General features: G+C 65.4%; 19 protein-coding genes. 13 read left to right on the forward strand and 6 right to left on the reverse strand.

The window, feature by feature from the left end; translation table 11 throughout:
• Positions 1 to 64: 64 nt before the first annotated feature.
• Both CO731_RS00430 and CO731_RS00435 read right to left on the reverse strand, forming a co-directional pair.
• Positions 65 to 1,015 carry an HlyD family efflux transporter periplasmic adaptor subunit gene (locus tag CO731_RS00430; RefSeq protein WP_108605455.1) on the reverse strand — a complete coding sequence of 317 codons (951 nt, stop codon included), beginning with the start codon at positions 1,013 to 1,015 and terminating at the stop codon, positions 65 to 67.
• Entirely contained in the window at positions 1,012 to 1,689 is a 678-nt protein-coding gene (locus tag CO731_RS00435) for a DUF1956 domain-containing protein (RefSeq protein ID WP_108605456.1), read from the reverse strand. Before CO731_RS00435 ends, CO731_RS00430 begins: the two co-directional genes overlap by 4 nt.
• Before the next feature lie 78 nt (positions 1,690 to 1,767).
• On the opposite strand from CO731_RS00435, the gene CO731_RS00440 reads away from it, so the two are divergent.
• The 4 genes from CO731_RS00440 to CO731_RS00455 all read left to right on the forward strand — a co-directional run bounded on the left by CO731_RS00440 (position 1,768) and on the right by CO731_RS00455 (position 5,482).
• On the forward strand, positions 1,768 to 2,241 hold the full coding sequence (locus CO731_RS00440) for a CYTH domain-containing protein (protein WP_108605457.1): 474 nt from the start codon (positions 1,768 to 1,770) through the stop codon (positions 2,239 to 2,241).
• Complete coding sequence (locus CO731_RS00445) at positions 2,238 to 3,170, forward strand: CHAD domain-containing protein (protein ID WP_108605458.1); 933 nt, start codon at positions 2,238 to 2,240, stop codon at positions 3,168 to 3,170. The genes CO731_RS00440 and CO731_RS00445 overlap by 4 nt, the downstream gene beginning before the upstream one ends.
• A gap of 51 nt (positions 3,171 to 3,221) precedes the next feature.
• A complete protein-coding gene (locus CO731_RS00450; protein WP_108605459.1) occupies positions 3,222 to 4,025 on the forward strand; it encodes a YiiX/YebB-like N1pC/P60 family cysteine hydrolase in 804 nt (267 codons plus the stop codon).
• Positions 4,026 to 4,129: 104 nt separating this feature from the next.
• Positions 4,130 to 5,482, forward strand: coding sequence for a calcium-binding protein (locus tag CO731_RS00455; RefSeq protein ID WP_108605460.1), 1,353 nt, complete (start codon positions 4,130 to 4,132; stop codon positions 5,480 to 5,482).
• Between the two features lie 35 nt (positions 5,483 to 5,517).
• On the opposite strand, the gene CO731_RS00460 is transcribed toward CO731_RS00455, so the two are convergent.
• Both CO731_RS00460 and hrcA read right to left on the reverse strand, forming a co-directional pair.
• Positions 5,518 to 5,715 carry a hypothetical protein gene (locus CO731_RS00460; RefSeq protein WP_108605461.1) on the reverse strand — a complete coding sequence of 66 codons (198 nt, stop codon included), beginning with the start codon at positions 5,713 to 5,715 and terminating at the stop codon, positions 5,518 to 5,520.
• A gap of 23 nt (positions 5,716 to 5,738) precedes the next feature.
• Positions 5,739 to 6,809, reverse strand: a complete 1,071-nt coding sequence (hrcA, locus tag CO731_RS00465; protein WP_108605462.1) for a heat-inducible transcriptional repressor HrcA — start codon at positions 6,807 to 6,809, stop codon at positions 5,739 to 5,741.
• Positions 6,810 to 6,973: 164 nt separating this feature from the next.
• On the opposite strand from hrcA, the gene rph reads away from it, so the two are divergent.
• Genes rph through hemW form a run of 4 tightly spaced genes read left to right on the forward strand, consistent with a single transcriptional unit; the run spans position 6,974 to position 9,924 of the window.
• Complete coding sequence (rph, locus tag CO731_RS00470) at positions 6,974 to 7,690, forward strand: ribonuclease PH (protein WP_108605463.1); 717 nt, start codon at positions 6,974 to 6,976, stop codon at positions 7,688 to 7,690.
• A 10-nt stretch (positions 7,691 to 7,700) separates the two neighbouring features.
• Entirely contained in the window at positions 7,701 to 8,111 is a 411-nt protein-coding gene (locus tag CO731_RS00475; protein WP_108605464.1) for a VOC family protein, read from the forward strand.
• Complete coding sequence (rdgB, locus tag CO731_RS00480; RefSeq protein WP_108605465.1) at positions 8,111 to 8,758, forward strand: RdgB/HAM1 family non-canonical purine NTP pyrophosphatase; 648 nt, start codon at positions 8,111 to 8,113, stop codon at positions 8,756 to 8,758. The genes CO731_RS00475 and rdgB overlap by 1 nt, the downstream gene beginning before the upstream one ends.
• Entirely contained in the window at positions 8,758 to 9,924 is a 1,167-nt protein-coding gene (hemW, locus tag CO731_RS00485) for a radical SAM family heme chaperone HemW (RefSeq protein ID WP_108605466.1), read from the forward strand. The genes rdgB and hemW overlap by 1 nt, the downstream gene beginning before the upstream one ends.
• 342 nt (positions 9,925 to 10,266) lie before the next feature.
• Here the strand turns inward: hemW and CO731_RS00490 are convergent, their stop codons facing one another.
• Complete coding sequence (locus CO731_RS00490) at positions 10,267 to 10,746, reverse strand: GNAT family N-acetyltransferase (protein ID WP_108605467.1); 480 nt, start codon at positions 10,744 to 10,746, stop codon at positions 10,267 to 10,269.
• Positions 10,747 to 10,847: 101 nt separating this feature from the next.
• Between CO731_RS00490 and CO731_RS00495 the strand changes: the two genes are divergently transcribed.
• From CO731_RS00495 to CO731_RS00510, 4 genes are all read left to right on the forward strand, one after another.
• Complete coding sequence (locus tag CO731_RS00495; RefSeq protein WP_108605468.1) at positions 10,848 to 11,285, forward strand: EamA family transporter; 438 nt, start codon at positions 10,848 to 10,850, stop codon at positions 11,283 to 11,285.
• 238 nt (positions 11,286 to 11,523) lie between these two features.
• Positions 11,524 to 12,423, forward strand: coding sequence for a 16S rRNA (cytidine(1402)-2'-O)-methyltransferase (rsmI, locus tag CO731_RS00500; RefSeq protein ID WP_108605469.1), 900 nt, complete (start codon positions 11,524 to 11,526; stop codon positions 12,421 to 12,423).
• Complete coding sequence (locus CO731_RS00505; RefSeq protein WP_108605470.1) at positions 12,416 to 12,787, forward strand: YraN family protein; 372 nt, start codon at positions 12,416 to 12,418, stop codon at positions 12,785 to 12,787. The genes rsmI and CO731_RS00505 overlap by 8 nt, the downstream gene beginning before the upstream one ends.
• Positions 12,788 to 12,901: 114 nt before the next feature.
• Entirely contained in the window at positions 12,902 to 13,132 is a 231-nt protein-coding gene (locus CO731_RS00510) for a DUF3297 family protein (RefSeq protein WP_108609548.1), read from the forward strand.
• Positions 13,133 to 13,159: 27 nt separating this feature from the next.
• On the opposite strand, the gene CO731_RS00515 is transcribed toward CO731_RS00510, so the two are convergent.
• Positions 13,160 to 13,444 carry an acylphosphatase gene (locus tag CO731_RS00515; protein ID WP_108605471.1) on the reverse strand — a complete coding sequence of 95 codons (285 nt, stop codon included), beginning with the start codon at positions 13,442 to 13,444 and terminating at the stop codon, positions 13,160 to 13,162.
• A 204-nt stretch (positions 13,445 to 13,648) separates the two neighbouring features.
• Between CO731_RS00515 and CO731_RS00520 the strand changes: the two genes are divergently transcribed.
• Entirely contained in the window at positions 13,649 to 14,476 is an 828-nt protein-coding gene (locus tag CO731_RS00520) for a cyclase family protein (protein ID WP_108605472.1), read from the forward strand.
• Positions 14,477 to 14,535 lie beyond the last annotated feature (59 nt).

A 14,535-nucleotide genomic window follows, 5' to 3' on the forward strand; every position in this document is an offset into this window, starting at 1 on the left:
GAGTAGCGAGTAGTGACTAGCGCGGCTGTCATGGCGTGCTGCTCTATTCGCTACTCCCTATTCCCTATTCGCTCTCTTTCAGTGCCACATCGACGATCTGCCCCGGCTGCAGGGCGGAGCCCGCGTCTTCCGGACGGGCCTCGACGAGGTAGACGAGCTTCTGCCGGTTCTCGAGCGAGTAGATCACCGGCGGGGTGAATTCGGGGTCGGGCGAGACATAGCTGACCTTGGCCGTCAGCCCCTCGGGGCAGCCATCGCAACGCACGGCCAGGCGGGTGCCGACGTGAACCGAGGAGAAGGCGGTCTCGGGGATGAACAGCGTCAGCTTGACCGCACCGTCCGGGAGCACAGAGACCACCGGAGACGACGGTCCGGCAGTATCGCCGGCGTTGCGGATGACATCGTCGACGCGGCCGTCGGTGGGTGCGGTAAGCGCGCGCTTGGAAAGCCGCCAGCGAGCCTGGCCGAGGGCCGACTCCGCCTGCTCGACCTCCTTCTCGGCAGCCTTGATGGCTTCCGCACGCGCGGGCAGGCCGGCGACGCTCAGGTTGGCTGCGGCGAGTCCGATGGCCGCTTCCGCGACCTCGACCCGCGTTCTCGCCTCGTCCATCTGGGCCTGGGTGGCGATGCCGCGCTTCAGCAGATCCTGCGTCCGTGCCTGAACGCGGTTCGCTTCCTCGGCCTGGGACTTGGCCGAGCGGACAGTCGCCTCGAGGGCCGCGATCTCTTCCGGGCGCTTGCCCACCTTGAGATCGGCGAGTTCCGCCCTTGCCTGGGCAAGGGCTGCCTCGGCCTGGGTCACGGCGATCCTGGCGTCGCCGCTTTCGAGCGAGACGATCGGCCTGCCCGCCTGGACGCGATCGCCGCGACGGACGGAAACCGTCTCCACCTGCGCCACCTCGATGGGGGCGAGCAGGACGTAGTCGCCCTCGACGTAGCCGACGGCGAGCGGCGCGGGGGCAGCGCAGGCTGTGAACAGGGATGCGGCGAAGGGAACGGAACAGAGGATACTCATGGCTTTCCTGCCTTTCGCGCGGCAACGATGGCCGCGACGTTTTCCTTGGCGATGCCGATGACCTTGGCGGCTTCGGCGGGACCGATGTCGGCCCAATCCATGCGCCGCATGACGGCGGCGCGGGCGATGCGGAAATAGACGACCTGGCCGATCATCATGAACACGCTGATGCGGGTCTTCTCGCTTTCGGCTTGCTCGCCGGTGGCCGTCGCCCAGAGCTGGCACAGCCTGCGGTGAACCGGCTCGAAGACGCCGCTATAGATGCGATCGAGCGCGTCGGTCGGCGTCGACAGTTCGCGCAGGACGAACTGGACGATCTCGCCAGCCTCGGGACGCGCGACGATGAAGCCGACCATGCGCTCGACCGTGGCGTCGAGCTGCGCTTCGGCCTGCTCGGCATTATCCGGCAGGGCCGGAGCGGAACTGCCGAAGGCCTGGGCGGCGATGGTCTGGATCGTCTCGACGATGTAATCGGCGGCGGCCAGCCGGAGCCCTTCCTTGCCGCCGAAATGATAGGCGATGGAGCCGATATTGGCATTGGCGGCGGCCGCGATCTCGCGGGTCGAGGTGCCGTCGAAGCCCTGCCGGCCGAAAAGCTGAAGCGCTGCCTTGACCAGCGCCATGCGGGTGGCGTCGGCTGCGGTGGTCGTTTGCGGGGTCTGTGTCTTGTTCATACTCGCTATTTAATCAATCGATTGATTAAAGTCAAGTGAATTGTTGCGCTGCACGACGGGGCGCGCTTTACTGCCGCCATGGCAAAGGAAATCGAACGCAAATTCCTGGTGAAGGGACCGGAATGGCGGAGCCTTGTCGAAGACAGAATCCGCATCCGGCAGTTCTATCTCGCCTCGAATACGGGCCGCTCGGTCCGGCTTCGGATTTCCGACGGCAAGCGCGCGACGCTGACGCTGAAATTCGGCTCCCGGGGCCGCGAGCGCGACGAGTTCGAATATCAGGTGCCGCTGGCCGAAGCCGAGGAGATGGCCGGTTTCGCCGTCGGCCGTGTCATCGAGAAGACACGTCACCATGTTAGCCATCGCGGGCGACTCTACGAGATCGATGTATTCGGCGGGGAGCTGAGCGGCCTGGTGATTGCGGAACTGGAAACGCCGGACGACGTGCCGGCATCGGACCTGCCGGCGTGGATCGGCCAGGAAGTCACCGACGACGCGCGCTATTACAACGCGTCGCTGGCCCTCAGCGACGTGCCGGAAGCCGTCGCATGAGCTTTCGCATCGATCCCCGGCTGGCGCTTACCGCAGAGGTTCGCCGCATTGCCGGCGGGGAGATCGACAAGATCGTCGCGCATCTCAACGTTGCCCGTGACAATCCGGAAAAATCGCTGCACAGCGCCCGCAAGCGCATCAAGGCGCTGCGCGCGCTGCTGCGCCTGGTTCACCCGGGCGACGAAGCGTTCTGCCGCGCCGAAAACAACCGCTACCGCGACATCTCGCTGTCGATCGCCGGCCCGCGCCAGGCGACGGCGCTGATCGAGACGATCGACCGGCTGATCGCGGATTTTCCCGAGGACGCCGATGGCGCCGGCCTTGCCGGCATTCGCGCCATGCTGGCGCGCCACCGCACCGAAACTGCCTACGGCCAGGCAGGGCTCGGCGCAGTGCTCGACAACGCCGTCGCGGAATGCCAGGCCGGCATGGTCGCACTTGAAATGCTCATTCTCCCCGATCATCCGGAAAATGCGGCCGATGTGCTTGCCGACGGGGCGCTGGCAACTTTACGCTTTGCCCGCAAGGCGCTGCAGCAATCGCGCGAACGCGGCGAGCCCAACGATTTCCACGACCTGCGCAAGGCAGTGAAGACGCATGCCGCGCATCTGGCGCTGCTGCGCAAGCTCTGGCCCGCACCCGTCAAGCCGCGCCGCGAACGCGCCGAAGAACTGGGCGAAAGCCTGGGCGAGTTGCACGACGTGTTCGTCATGCGCGCGCTAATCGAGGCACGCGAAGCGCCCTTCGACGGTCCCGAGCCGAAACAGCTGGTGCGGCTGCTCAGGCGCGCGGAAAAAGCACTGCGCAAGCTCTGCCTTGCCGATGCCGCCAAGCTGTTTGAGGAAAAGCCCAGGCGTGCGGCGCGCAAGCTCGCCAAGAAGGCTCGCCAGGACCTGAACGACAACATGGCGGAGAGCGAAGCGGACTGATGCGGCTGCGGCTGGCCTCCCCGGGCCGGCTCATGTTACGTCCTGTGCGTCATGACGCAAAAGACCGACACATTACTAGACCGCATTGGCCGCTGGCTTGCCGCCCGACTGCAGGTCGCATCCTCCGGCTACGAACCCTATACGCCGTCCGACCCGGAGACCTTGCGCCGGACGCTGGAACCCGGCGACATCCTGCTGATCGAGGGCAACCAGCGCATTTCGGCCGTCATCAAGTACCTGACCCAGTCGACCTGGTCGCATTCGGCCCTTTACGTGGGCGACGCCCTGGCCGAGCCGGAAGACGGCTCGGAGCGGCCACGGCTGATCGAGGTCAACCTCGGCGACGGCTGCGTGGCCGTGCCATTGTCGAAGTACCGGACCTACAACACCCGCATCTGCCGCGCCAACGGCCTGTCGCCGGAGGATCGCGACCATGTCGTCAGGTTCATGATCCAGCGCCTGGGGCTGAAATACGACCTCAAGAACATCACCGACATGCTGCGCTACTTCATCCCGAGGCCGCCGGTGCCGGTGCGCTGGCGCCGCCGCATGATCGCCTTCGGGTCGGGCGACCCGACGCGCGCCATCTGCTCGACGATGATCGCCGAGGCCTATGGCGAGATCCGCTACCCGATCCTGCCGGAAATCACGCGTGCGCCGGGCCGCGCCTCGGCGCAATCGACCTACATGCGGCGCGAGATCATGCATATCCGCCACCACTCGCTGTACACGCCGCGCGACTTCGACCTGTCGCCCTATTTCCGCATTGTCAAGCCGACGCTGGAATACGGCTTTGACTACAGGCAGGTGACATGGGGCGAGGAATACAAGAGCGAAGACTCAAGATCAGCATAGATTTCGCAAAAAGAAAGTCTTCCAATCAACTTGGCTTTCACTTTCCGTTAGCGTCTACCGACGACAATTCCTGGAGTGCCGTGAGACTTCCGGGAAATTAGCCAGTGCTGAAGATTCACACTCCGACGATTTCCTACACGTCCGTTTCAGTCAATCTGCTGCAGCAGCTGAATGCGCGCGGCGGGCTTCCTGCCGGCACCGACGCCGCAAAGAACCAATCGCTGCCAGGCCTCAAATATTCGCCCAGCGCAGCGGTATCGGCGATCATGCGCATCCTGGTGGAGTCGGAAGGCATCCGGGCTTCGGTGAGTTCGTCCGGCAACGCGCTCGGCATGGAGGTCGAGCGATTTGAGTTCGACACGGGCGGCGAGGACATGAACCACATCACGCAGGTCAGGGCGACAGGTTCGGGCAACCTCAACCTGTCGGTGATATCCTCGAACAAGGACTACATTTCCGCCGGTGCTGCGGGCGGCAACGACATCATCCAGGTTGTCGGAAACCGGGTGATGGGCGTTTCCGGAGAAAAGGGCAACGACCACATCTCCGTGCTTGGACTGGCGAGCAGCAAACCCTACGCAGGCTTCGAACCGGCCGTCGATCTCGTCGACGGCGGTGACGGCAATGATACGATCGCCATTGCAGGCCGGGGCGATGTGACACGCACCGATGGCGGCAACGGCAACGACGGCATAGCCATCACCACGGCAGGCTCGATCTGGATCGTCGATGGAGGCCGTGGCGCCGACGCGATCTCGATCTCCGCGCAACGCGAGGTGCGACTGGTCGATGGTGGCGAGGGCGACGATGCCATCGCCATTGCCACGGCCGGCGGCGTTGACCACGTCTCCGGCGGCGACGGGAGCGACGCGATCGCCGTTTCCGCCAAGGGCAGCGTGTCCGGCCTCTACGGCGGCGCCGGCGACGACGTCATTGCCGTCACCGCAGCCAGTACCAGCTTCATCGACGGCGGCGATGGCGACGACACCATCCGCGTCACCGCCAGGTGGGATGCGTTTGCCAGTGGCGGCGACGGTAACGACGTGCTGCACCTGTCCGGCCTTGAGGTCAGAGCGGGAGGGGGCGACGGCAATGATGTGCTGCAATTGTCTGGCCGCGACCTGATGGCGGTGGGCGGCAAGGGCAAAGACCTGATCAAGCTCGACAGCACCGCCGGTCGGGCCGCGACGCTGAGGATGGCGGAAGGCGATGGCAACGATATTGTCGAGACGAATGCTCCGCTGAACATCGCTCGCTACAGCAGCGACGGCGCGGCGCGACTCGATCCTGCAAAGGCCACGCTCGCGCACAATGACGACGGAACGGTCACGGTCCGTTTCGAGGGCAGCAACGACAGCGTGACCGTCAAGTTCACGGGCACCATGGCCGGGCGCGAGATCGTCGCAAGGGTCGAGAACGGCAACCTGTCGGTCGGCCCGGCGAACGGCCAGGCCTAGCGAACGGCCGAGCCCGTTCGCAGCGCGCTGGCTGCTTATTCCTCCGGCTCGGAGAAGTCGTCGTCGAGGCGCTTTTCCAGATCGACAAGATCCTTGGGCAGCGGCAAGCCTTGCGCGCGCAGCTCGCTCAGCTTCTCGCGCAACTGCTCCTGCAATTCGTGGGAATCCTCGGGCTGGTTGACCATTTCCTGGAGCAGGACAGCTATCTGGGCCTTGATCTGTTCGAGCGCCATGGTCCGTCCTCCGTGGTTTCAGCTTACCTCAGCATGCGCGAAATAAGCTGCGCCGTATAGTCGACCATCGGCACGATGCGCGCATAGTTGAGCCGCGTCGGGCCGATGACGCCGAGCGCGCCGACGACGCGGGCATCCTTGTCGCGATAGGGCGCGACGACCAGCGACGATCCGGACAGCGAAAACAGCCGGTTCTCCGAGCCTATGAAGATGCGCACGCCCGAGCCTTCCTCGGCGAGGTCGAGCAACTGGATCAGCCCGTCCTGGGTTTCCATGTCCTCGAACAGGTGCTTGAGCAGCTCGATATCGGCCTGGGCGGTGACGTTTTCGAGCAGGTTGGCACGGCCACGCACGATGAGTCGCGCCGGCAGGCCGCTGTCGGCGCCGGCCCAGACGGCAAGACCCTTTTCGACCAGATCCTGTGACAGGACGTCGAGTGCGGCCTTGGTCTCGTCCTTGATGCGAGCGATCTCGATCCGGGCCTCGGCCAGGGTGCGGCCACGGATGTGGGCGTTGAGGAAGTTGGAGGCTTCGTGCAACTGGGAGACGGTAACGCCGAGCGGCAGCTCGACGACACGGTTCTCGACATCGCCATTCTGCGACACCAGCACGGCCAGCGCCTTGGTCGGTTCAAGCTGGATGAACTCGATGTGCTTGAGGGCGACCTCGTTCTTGGCCGCGAGCACGAGGCCGGCACCGCGCGACATGCCCGACAGCATCTGGCTCGCCTCGGTCAGCATGTGCTCGAGCGTGGCCCCCTCGCCCGAAGCCTTGACCTGGGCCTCGATGACACGACGCTCGTCGTCGGAGAGGTCGCCGAGTTCCATGAAGGCGTCGACAAAGAAGCGCAGGCCCTTCTGCGTCGGCAGGCGGCCGGCGGAAATGTGGGGCGCGTAGACGAGCCCGAGATGTTCGAGGTCGCTCATGACGTTGCGCACGGTGGCCGGCGACAAGGACGACGGCAGCATGCGCGACAGGTTGCGCGAGCCGACAGGCTCGCCGTCGCGCAGGTAGGAATCGACGATGCGCCGGAAGATGTCGCGCGAGCGCATGTCGAGCGACTGCAGGCTGGGGTCGGTTACCGCTTTGGTCATGTCTGTTCGTGGTCTCCGCCTCAAATGATATAGACCCCGCAGCCGCGAACACAACCGCCGGGTCCAGCGTCAGGACACAAGCGAACCTGTTTTCCTTTGCGCTCCCGGAGCCATGGAGCTACAAGCCGGCGACAATTTCCGATTTCGCCACAGAAAGCACCCGAATGCGCCCCTCCAAACGCCAATTCGACGAAATGCGCGCCATCTCCTTCGAACGCAACGTGTCCAAGCACGCCGAAGGTTCGTGCCTGGTCAAGTTCGGCGACACACATGTGCTGTGCACGGCAAGCCTGGAAGAGAAGGTGCCGGGCTGGATGCGCAATTCCGGCAAGGGCTGGGTGACGGCCGAATACGGCATGCTGCCGCGTTCCACCGGCGAGCGCATGCGCCGCGAGGCTTCGGCCGGCAAGCAGGGCGGCCGCACGCAGGAAATCCAGCGGCTGATCGGCCGCTCATTGCGCGCCGTCGTCGATATGCAGGCGCTGGGCGAGCGCCAGATCACCGTCGACTGCGACGTGATCCAGGCTGACGGCGGCACCCGCACCGCCTCGATCACCGGCGCCTGGATCGCGCTGCATGACTGCCTGCGCTGGATGGAAGCGCGCCAGATGGTCAGCGTCGAGAAAGTGCTGAAAGATCATATCGCGGCGATTTCCTGCGGCATCCATGACGGCCAGCCGGTGATCGACCTCGACTATGTCGAGGATTCGGCAGCGGGCACCGACGCCAATTTCGTGATGACCGGCAAGGGCGGAATCGTCGAGATCCAGGGCACCGCCGAAGGCGTGCCGTTCTCGGAGGAAGAATTCCTGCAGCTTATGAGCCTTGCCCGCAAGGGCATCAACCGGTTGGTCGACCTGCAGAAGATGGCGGTGGGCTGAGGCAAGCGGCATGCAGCCCTCGGCGATCCTCGAATCCGCCCTCTACGTCGCCGACCTCGATGCAGCGGAGACGTTCTACAGCGAGGTGATGGGGCTGGAGCGGATCGCCAAAGTGCCGGGGCGGCATGTGTTTTTCCGCTGTGGCCAGGGGGTGTTGCTCCTGTTCAACGCGGACGCGACGCGGCAACCGCCAAAGCCGGACGCCAGGCTGCCGGTGCCGCCGCATGGCACGACAGGCCAGGGCCACCTGTGCTTTGCCGGCACGGCTGACGAAATCGAAGACTGGAAGGTGCGGCTCGAAGGCAATGGCATCGCCATCGAAGCCGATTTCGAGTGGCCAAATGGCGGCCGCTCCATCTATTTCCGCGATCCATCAGGCAATTCGCTGGAGATCGCCGAACCGAGAATATGGGGTATCTGATGCGCGAACTCGCCGACAAGAAGATCGTGATCGCCAGCCACAATGCCGGCAAGCTGCGTGAGTTCGCCGACCTGATGGCGCCATTCGGCTTCGAGGCGAAGTCGGCCAAGGAATACGGCTTGCCCGAGCCGGACGAGACCGGCACGACCTTCGAGCAGAACGCCTACATCAAGGCACTGGCAGCGGCGATCGCGACGGAACTGCCGGCGCTGTCGGACGATTCCGGCCTTGTGGTCGATGCGCTCGACGGCGCACCGGGCGTCTACACCGCCAACTGGGCCGAGAAGCCCGACGGCACGCGCGACTTTGCCATGGCCATGCAGCGCACCGAAGACGCCATGCAGGAGCGCGGCGCGGCCAGCCCGGACCAGCGCAGCGGCCGCTTCGTCGCCGTCATCTGCCTGGCATGGCCCGACGGTCACGCCGAATATTTCCGCGGCGAGGCCGAGGGCACGCTGGTGTGGCCGCCGCGTGGCGAAAAGGGCTTTGGCTACGACCCGGTGTTCCTGCCAGAAGGCTTCGACAAGACCTTCGGCGAGATGAGCGCCGACGAAAAGCACGGGTGGAAGCCCGGCCAGGCCGAGGCGCTTTCGCACCGCGCCCGCGCCTTCCAGAAATTCGCCCGCGCCAAGCTCGGTTCGGCCTGATGGCATTTGCGTCGCTCAGCCGCGACCCCGGCTTCGGCGTCTATGTGCACTGGCCGTTCTGCGCGGCCAAGTGCCCCTACTGCGACTTCAACAGCCATGTCCGCCACCATCCGGTGGACCAGGAGCGTTTTGCGCGCGCCTTCGCCACCGAGCTGGCGACCATGCGCGCCCGCACCGGCCCGCGCGAGGTGACGAGCATTTTCCTGGGCGGCGGCACGCCGTCGCTGATGCGGCCCGAGACGGTGGGCGCGGTGCTCGAGGCGATCGCCGCCAACTGGACGATTTCAGGCAACGCCGAGATCACGCTGGAGGCCAACCCGTCCTCGGTGGAGGCCGAGCGCTTCCGCGGCTATCGAGCCGCCGGCGTCAACCGGGTGTCGCTCGGCGTGCAGGCGCTGAACGATGCAGATTTGCGCTTCCTCGGACGGTTGCACAACGTCGAGGAGGCGCTGCACGCCATCGGGCTGGCGCGCGAGATCTTCCCGCGCCTGTCGTTCGACCTGATCTACGCCCGTCCGGGCCAGAAGCCGGACGCCTGGGCGGCGGAGCTGAAGCAGGCGATCGGCTATGCCGTCGACCATCTGTCGCTGTACCAATTGACCATTGAGGAAGGCACCCGCTTCTTCCAGCTCTACAATGCCGGCAAGTTCGAGATTCCCGACGGCGAGCACGCCGCCGAGCTGTATGCGATCACGCAGGATGTCACGGCGGCGCACGGCCTGCCGGCCTATGAGATTTCCAACCACGCCATGCCAGGCGCCGAAAGCCGGCATAACCTGACCTACTGGCGCTACGGCGAATATGTCGGCGTCGGCCCAGGCGCGCATGGGCGCTTCATCGAGGACGGCAGGCGCATCGTCACCATCGCCGAGAAGATGCCGGAACGCTGGGCCGAACTGGTTGAGCAGAAGGGCCACGGCATCACCGGCGGCGAGACGCTGAACCGCTCCGAAGAGGCCGACGAGTTCCTGCTGATGGGCTTGCGGCTGGTCGAGGGCATCGACCTCGCCCGCTACGAGCAGCTTTCGGGCAAGTCGCTGTCTTCGGCGCGGCTGTCGATCCTGCAGGGCGAAGGGCTGGTCGCGCCGATCGGCAATTCGCGCCTGCGCGCCACGCCTGAGGGCATGATCGTGCTGGATGCGGTGGTGGCGGATTTGGCGCGGTAGCGGCCGGTCTTGTCGTTGGGCGTGGTGCGGTAGCAAGCGTGACAGCATTTGACCGAGGTGCCGGCTTCAACGTCACGGCATGGATCCCCGGGTCTGCGCAGTTCGCTACGCTCCTGCTCCGCCCGAGGATGACGAAGCTGTGGGAGCGTCACCGCCAATCCCCAACGGTGGTACAGGTGCCACCAATTGGACCAGTTGTTGTAGGTATTCTCGATCTCCAGCGTCCACGATTAGCGGCGCGAAGCCTCCCCTCGTCATCCTCGGGCGGAGCAGGAGCGTAGCGAACTGCGCAGACCTGGGGATCCATGCTGAGCCAACAATGATCCAACTTCCAGCCTGCGCTCAGGCCTTCCTCTCCATAGAAAACACGTTGAGGCCTTCGACGCCTTCCTCGATGCGTTGCCAGCCCATCTTTTCGTAGAAGGCGGAAACCGCCGGCTTGGCGCAGAGATAGACGGTGTCGAAACACTGCTCGAACGCTGCCTCTGCCCCGGCCTGCACAAGGGCTGCGCCGATGCCGGATTTCCTGGCGGCTTCATCGACCCAGACGGCCGCCACCCATGGCGCATATTGCGGCCGCGATTCGAGATCGTTGTCGATCAAGTGGGCTGTGCCGAGGAAGGTCGCGCCGTCATGGGCGACAAGCGCCCGGGGCAGGCCGGCGGAGGCGAAATTCTCGTCCACCAGACCCTTGATGAAGGCGAGTTCATGGCCGTCGGCGCGCCACCACGCATTCCAGACGCGGTCGGCGACCTCGGCGGCGAATTCCGGCCTGTCGCGAAGATCGGAGATGGAATAGGGCTGGACCTGGGCGTTCGTCATCGTGGCTGCTGCTCTTTTGGGACTTTCAGAAAGGCGGCGACTGCTACAAGGCGAACAAGCAACTTTCCAGCGGCCAACAGATCACATTCACGGAGCCAGACATGACTACGGCATTCTCTACCTGGCAATTCTGGGCGATACTTTCCGCCGTTTTCGCCGCACTGACGGCGATCTTCGCCAAGGTCGGCATCGAGAACATCAATTCGGATTTCGCCACGCTGATCCGCACCGTCGTGATCCTGCTGGTTCTGGCGGGCATCGTGGCCGCCACCGGCCAGACGCAGGCGCTGGGCACGATTTCGGCCAAGACCTACACGTTCCTGATCCTGTCGGGGCTGGCCACCGGGGCGTCGTGGCTGTGCTATTTCCGCGCGCTGAAGCTGGGGAATGCTGCGCAGGTGGCGCCGATCGACAAGCTAAGCGTCGTTCTTGTCGCGGTGTTTGGCGTCATTTTCCTTGGCGAGCGACTTAGCGCGGCGAACTGGCTCGGCGTCGCGCTGATCGCGGCGGGCGCGGTTCTGGTCGCCACCAGGTCGTGACGGCGGGGCTGCCTTGGTGGCGGCGTCGAGACGGGAGATGAAGGCGTCGAAGCGATGGGGCATGGCCGGTGCTTTTGCCGTTTTCCGCGAATCTCTGTTCCGATCCGCGGCCGCGATTTCTGCGCCGCACTGTGGCAAAGCCAAGGCAGAAACGATCACATGTTTTGCAAGCCGGGGCGCGTCGTGCCAAACAGGGCGAAAGCCGTCCATTCCTGAACCGGGCGGCGAGCGGGGTTGAGTGCAGACGGGCGACAACAAGCGGGTTTTTGTGATCGGACAGACCGAGATCGCGGCACGGCCGCTCGATCCGGCGCTGTATCTGGTGGCGACGCCGATCGGCAATCTCGGCGACATCACGCTGCGCGCGCTGGAAACGCTGGCCGGCGCCGACCATGTCGCCTGCGAGGACACGCGGGTGACCCGCGTTCTGCTCGACCGCTACGGCATCCGCCAGCGGCCGACCGCCTATCACGAACATAACGCCTCCGAGGCAGGGCCACGGCTGATTGAGGCGCTGGAGAATGGCCGCAGCGTGGCGCTGGTGTCGGATGCCGGCACGCCGCTGGTCTCCGATCCCGGCTTCCGGCTGGTCGAGCAGGCGCAGGCGCATGGCATCCGCGTGGTGCCGATCCCCGGCGCTTCGGCCGTGCTGGCGGCGCTGACCGCCTCGGGCCTGCCTTCGGATGCGTTCTTCTTCGCCGGCTTCCTGCCGGTGAAGGACGGGCAGAAGCGGACCCGGCTTGGAGAGGTCAAGGCGGTGCCCGGCACGCTGATCTTCTTCGAATCGCCGCGCCGGCTGGCAGACACGCTGGAAGCGATGACTGAGGTGCTCGGCACGCGCCAGGCGGCGATCGGCCGCGAGCTGACCAAGGCCTTCGAGGAAATCCGCACCGGCACGCTGGCGGAACTCGCCGCGCATTATGCCGAGGCCGACACGCCGAAGGGCGAGGTCGTCATCTGCGTGGCACCGCCCGAGGAGCGGACCGAGACGGTGGAAGACATCGACAAGCTGCTGGTTTCGCTGGCCAAGGAGATGCCGGCGTCGAAGGCGGCGGCGGAAGCCGCGCGCATGACCGGGCAGCAGAAGCCCGTGCTCTACCGCCGGCTGCTGGAACTCAAGGAAGGGGCCGGTGACTGACCGGCTCGCCCGGCAGAAGGCACTGGGCCGCGGCCATCGCGGCGAATGGCTGGCTGCGCTCGCGCTGATGCTCAAGGGCTATCGCATCGTCGCCCGGCGCTACAGGACCAAGCTCGGCGAGATCGACCTGATCGCCCGGCGTGGCGACCTGGTGCTGATCGTCGAAGTGAAAGCGCGCAAGACGTTGATCGAGGCGATGGAGGCCGTGGCCTATGGCTCGGAGCGCCGCATCGAAGGCGCTGCCGACCTGTGGCTGGCGCGACAGCCGGACTATGGAAAACTTTCGATACGCTTCGACATGGTGGCGGTGCTGCCGAGGCGATGGCCGGTGCATGTCGAGAACGCTTTCCAGGGGCGGAATTGAGCGCGGGCCTTTACCCCGATGGCCAATGCCCTTAACAGCGCTCGCAAAGCCTGCCGCGGCGCGGGCAATCGCGTTTCGCGTCCGCATGGACGCCTTGAAATATTGGAGATATCGATGACCCTTCCCGACCGCCTGAGCAACGACCCGCGCAGCCCCTATTTCAACGCGGAAGCGCTGGAGCAGGGCGTCGGTATCCTGTTCAACGGCAAAGAGCGCCAGGACGTCAGCGAATATTGCGTCAGCGAAGGCTGGATCCGCGTGCCGGCCGGCAAGTCGAAGGATCGCTTCGGCGAGCCGATCACCATCAAGCTCAAGGGCACGGTGGAGCCGTTTCCGAAGCCGTAAGGCGCTCGGTTCGCTCCTGACGAGTTGTCAGCCGGTGATGTCGAAGCCGGCCGGCACGCCCAACGGATCGGCCGGCTCCGGCACGACGCTTCGGACATCGGCGCCGCGCGGCCCCTGCCAAAACGCGTCCAGCATCGACGCCACGGCTTCGTCCGGGCCTGATATCAAAGCGCTGACCGAACCGTCGCGCTCGTTGCGCACCCAGCCTCGCAGGCCGAGGCGCTGGGCCTCGCGCTGTGTCCAGACGCGGAAGCTGACGCCCTGGACGCGGCCAGCGATGCGGACGAGAAGCGCGCGGGACGGAGCTGGCATTCGGGCCTCCTGACCTGCGCGGCGGATTTCCGCCACGCCCCTGGCACCTCAGTATACGCCGCCCTGCCCGGCTGGCAGCCGATTTCGGCGTTCGAAACTTCCGCGAAACGCTTTTCTACAGCGACAGCGTCAGGTGCAAAGCGCACCACTTGCCGCTGCGCCAGCGCAGGCACACACTCTCCCGCCCAACCCCAGGAGGAGATCATGTGCCATCACTGCGTCATCGAATCCGTCAAGAGCGGCATGCTGAGCCGCCGCAGCCTGTTCAAGGGAGCCATCACTGCCGCCGGGGCCGCAGCGCTAGCCTCGGCCCTGCCGCCGAGGCCGCTGTTCGCTGCCGATGCGCCGCACAAGGCCGAAGACCTGACCCATGAGCTGTGGGAACAGTTCCCGACCTATTTTGGCGGACAACAGCTGTTTATCGAGCAGAAATTCAGCCATGCCAAGGACACGTTCAACCTGAACGAATGGCGGGTGAGCGAGCACACCGGCACGCATATCGACGCGCCCCTGCATTTCAGCGCCGACGGAAAGTCCGTGGCGGAATTGCCGGTCGAGGACCTGATCGCGCCGCTTGTCGTGGTCGACATCCGCACCAAGGCGGCTGACAATCCCGACGCGCAGCTGACGCCCGATGACATCAAGGCGTGGGAGACTGCAAATGGCGAGCTGCCGGAGGGCGCCGTGGTGGCGCTGCTGTCGGGCTGGGGTGCGCATGTGGCGACCGAGAAGTTCCGCAATGTCGGCGCCGACGGCAAGACGCTGCATTTCCCGGGCTTTCATGTCGAGACGGCGCAGCTGTTGCTCGAGAAGCCGACGGTCAAGGCGATCGCCGTCGACACCCTGTCGCTCGACCATGGCCCCTCGCCCGACTTCGCCGTTCACAACACCTGGCTGCCGGCTGGGCGCTACGGCATCGAGGGCGTCGCCAATCTCGACAAGCTGCCGGCCAAAGGCGCGACCATCGTGGTCGGCGCGCCCAAGGTGCGCGGCGGCACCGGCGGCCCGGCCCGCGTCTTCGCGCTGGTCTGAGGGGCAAGACGGCCTGTACTGCGGCGTCTTGTGATTACCCCCACCCCCCACAAGGGGGG

The organism is Aminobacter sp. MSH1, from assembly GCF_003071665.1.
Classification (GTDB): domain Bacteria; phylum Pseudomonadota; class Alphaproteobacteria; order Rhizobiales; family Rhizobiaceae; genus Aminobacter; species Aminobacter niigataensis.

Coding starts and splice junctions, on each gene's coding strand:
- CO731_RS00430 (WP_108605455.1), bottom strand. CDS start 1,015: ATGAGTATCCTCTGTTCCGTTCCCTTCGCCGCATCCCTGTTCACAGCC.
- CO731_RS00435 (WP_108605456.1), bottom strand. CDS start 1,689: ATGAACAAGACACAGACCCCGCAAACGACCACCGCAGCCGACGCCACC.
- CO731_RS00440 (WP_108605457.1), top strand. CDS start 1,768: ATGGCAAAGGAAATCGAACGCAAATTCCTGGTGAAGGGACCGGAATGG.
- CO731_RS00445 (WP_108605458.1), top strand. CDS start 2,238: ATGAGCTTTCGCATCGATCCCCGGCTGGCGCTTACCGCAGAGGTTCGC.
- CO731_RS00450 (WP_108605459.1), top strand. CDS start 3,222: ATGACGCAAAAGACCGACACATTACTAGACCGCATTGGCCGCTGGCTT.
- CO731_RS00460 (WP_108605461.1), bottom strand. CDS start 5,715: ATGGCGCTCGAACAGATCAAGGCCCAGATAGCTGTCCTGCTCCAGGAA.
- hrcA (WP_108605462.1), bottom strand. CDS start 6,809: ATGACCAAAGCGGTAACCGACCCCAGCCTGCAGTCGCTCGACATGCGC.
- rph (WP_108605463.1), top strand. CDS start 6,974: ATGCGCCCCTCCAAACGCCAATTCGACGAAATGCGCGCCATCTCCTTC.
- CO731_RS00475 (WP_108605464.1), top strand. CDS start 7,701: ATGCAGCCCTCGGCGATCCTCGAATCCGCCCTCTACGTCGCCGACCTC.
- rdgB (WP_108605465.1), top strand. CDS start 8,111: ATGCGCGAACTCGCCGACAAGAAGATCGTGATCGCCAGCCACAATGCC.
- hemW (WP_108605466.1), top strand. CDS start 8,758: ATGGCATTTGCGTCGCTCAGCCGCGACCCCGGCTTCGGCGTCTATGTG.
- CO731_RS00490 (WP_108605467.1), bottom strand. CDS start 10,746: ATGACGAACGCCCAGGTCCAGCCCTATTCCATCTCCGATCTTCGCGAC.
- CO731_RS00495 (WP_108605468.1), top strand. CDS start 10,848: ATGACTACGGCATTCTCTACCTGGCAATTCTGGGCGATACTTTCCGCC.
- CO731_RS00510 (WP_108609548.1), top strand. CDS start 12,902: ATGACCCTTCCCGACCGCCTGAGCAACGACCCGCGCAGCCCCTATTTC.
- CO731_RS00515 (WP_108605471.1), bottom strand. CDS start 13,444: ATGCCAGCTCCGTCCCGCGCGCTTCTCGTCCGCATCGCTGGCCGCGTC.
- CO731_RS00520 (WP_108605472.1), top strand. CDS start 13,649: ATGTGCCATCACTGCGTCATCGAATCCGTCAAGAGCGGCATGCTGAGC.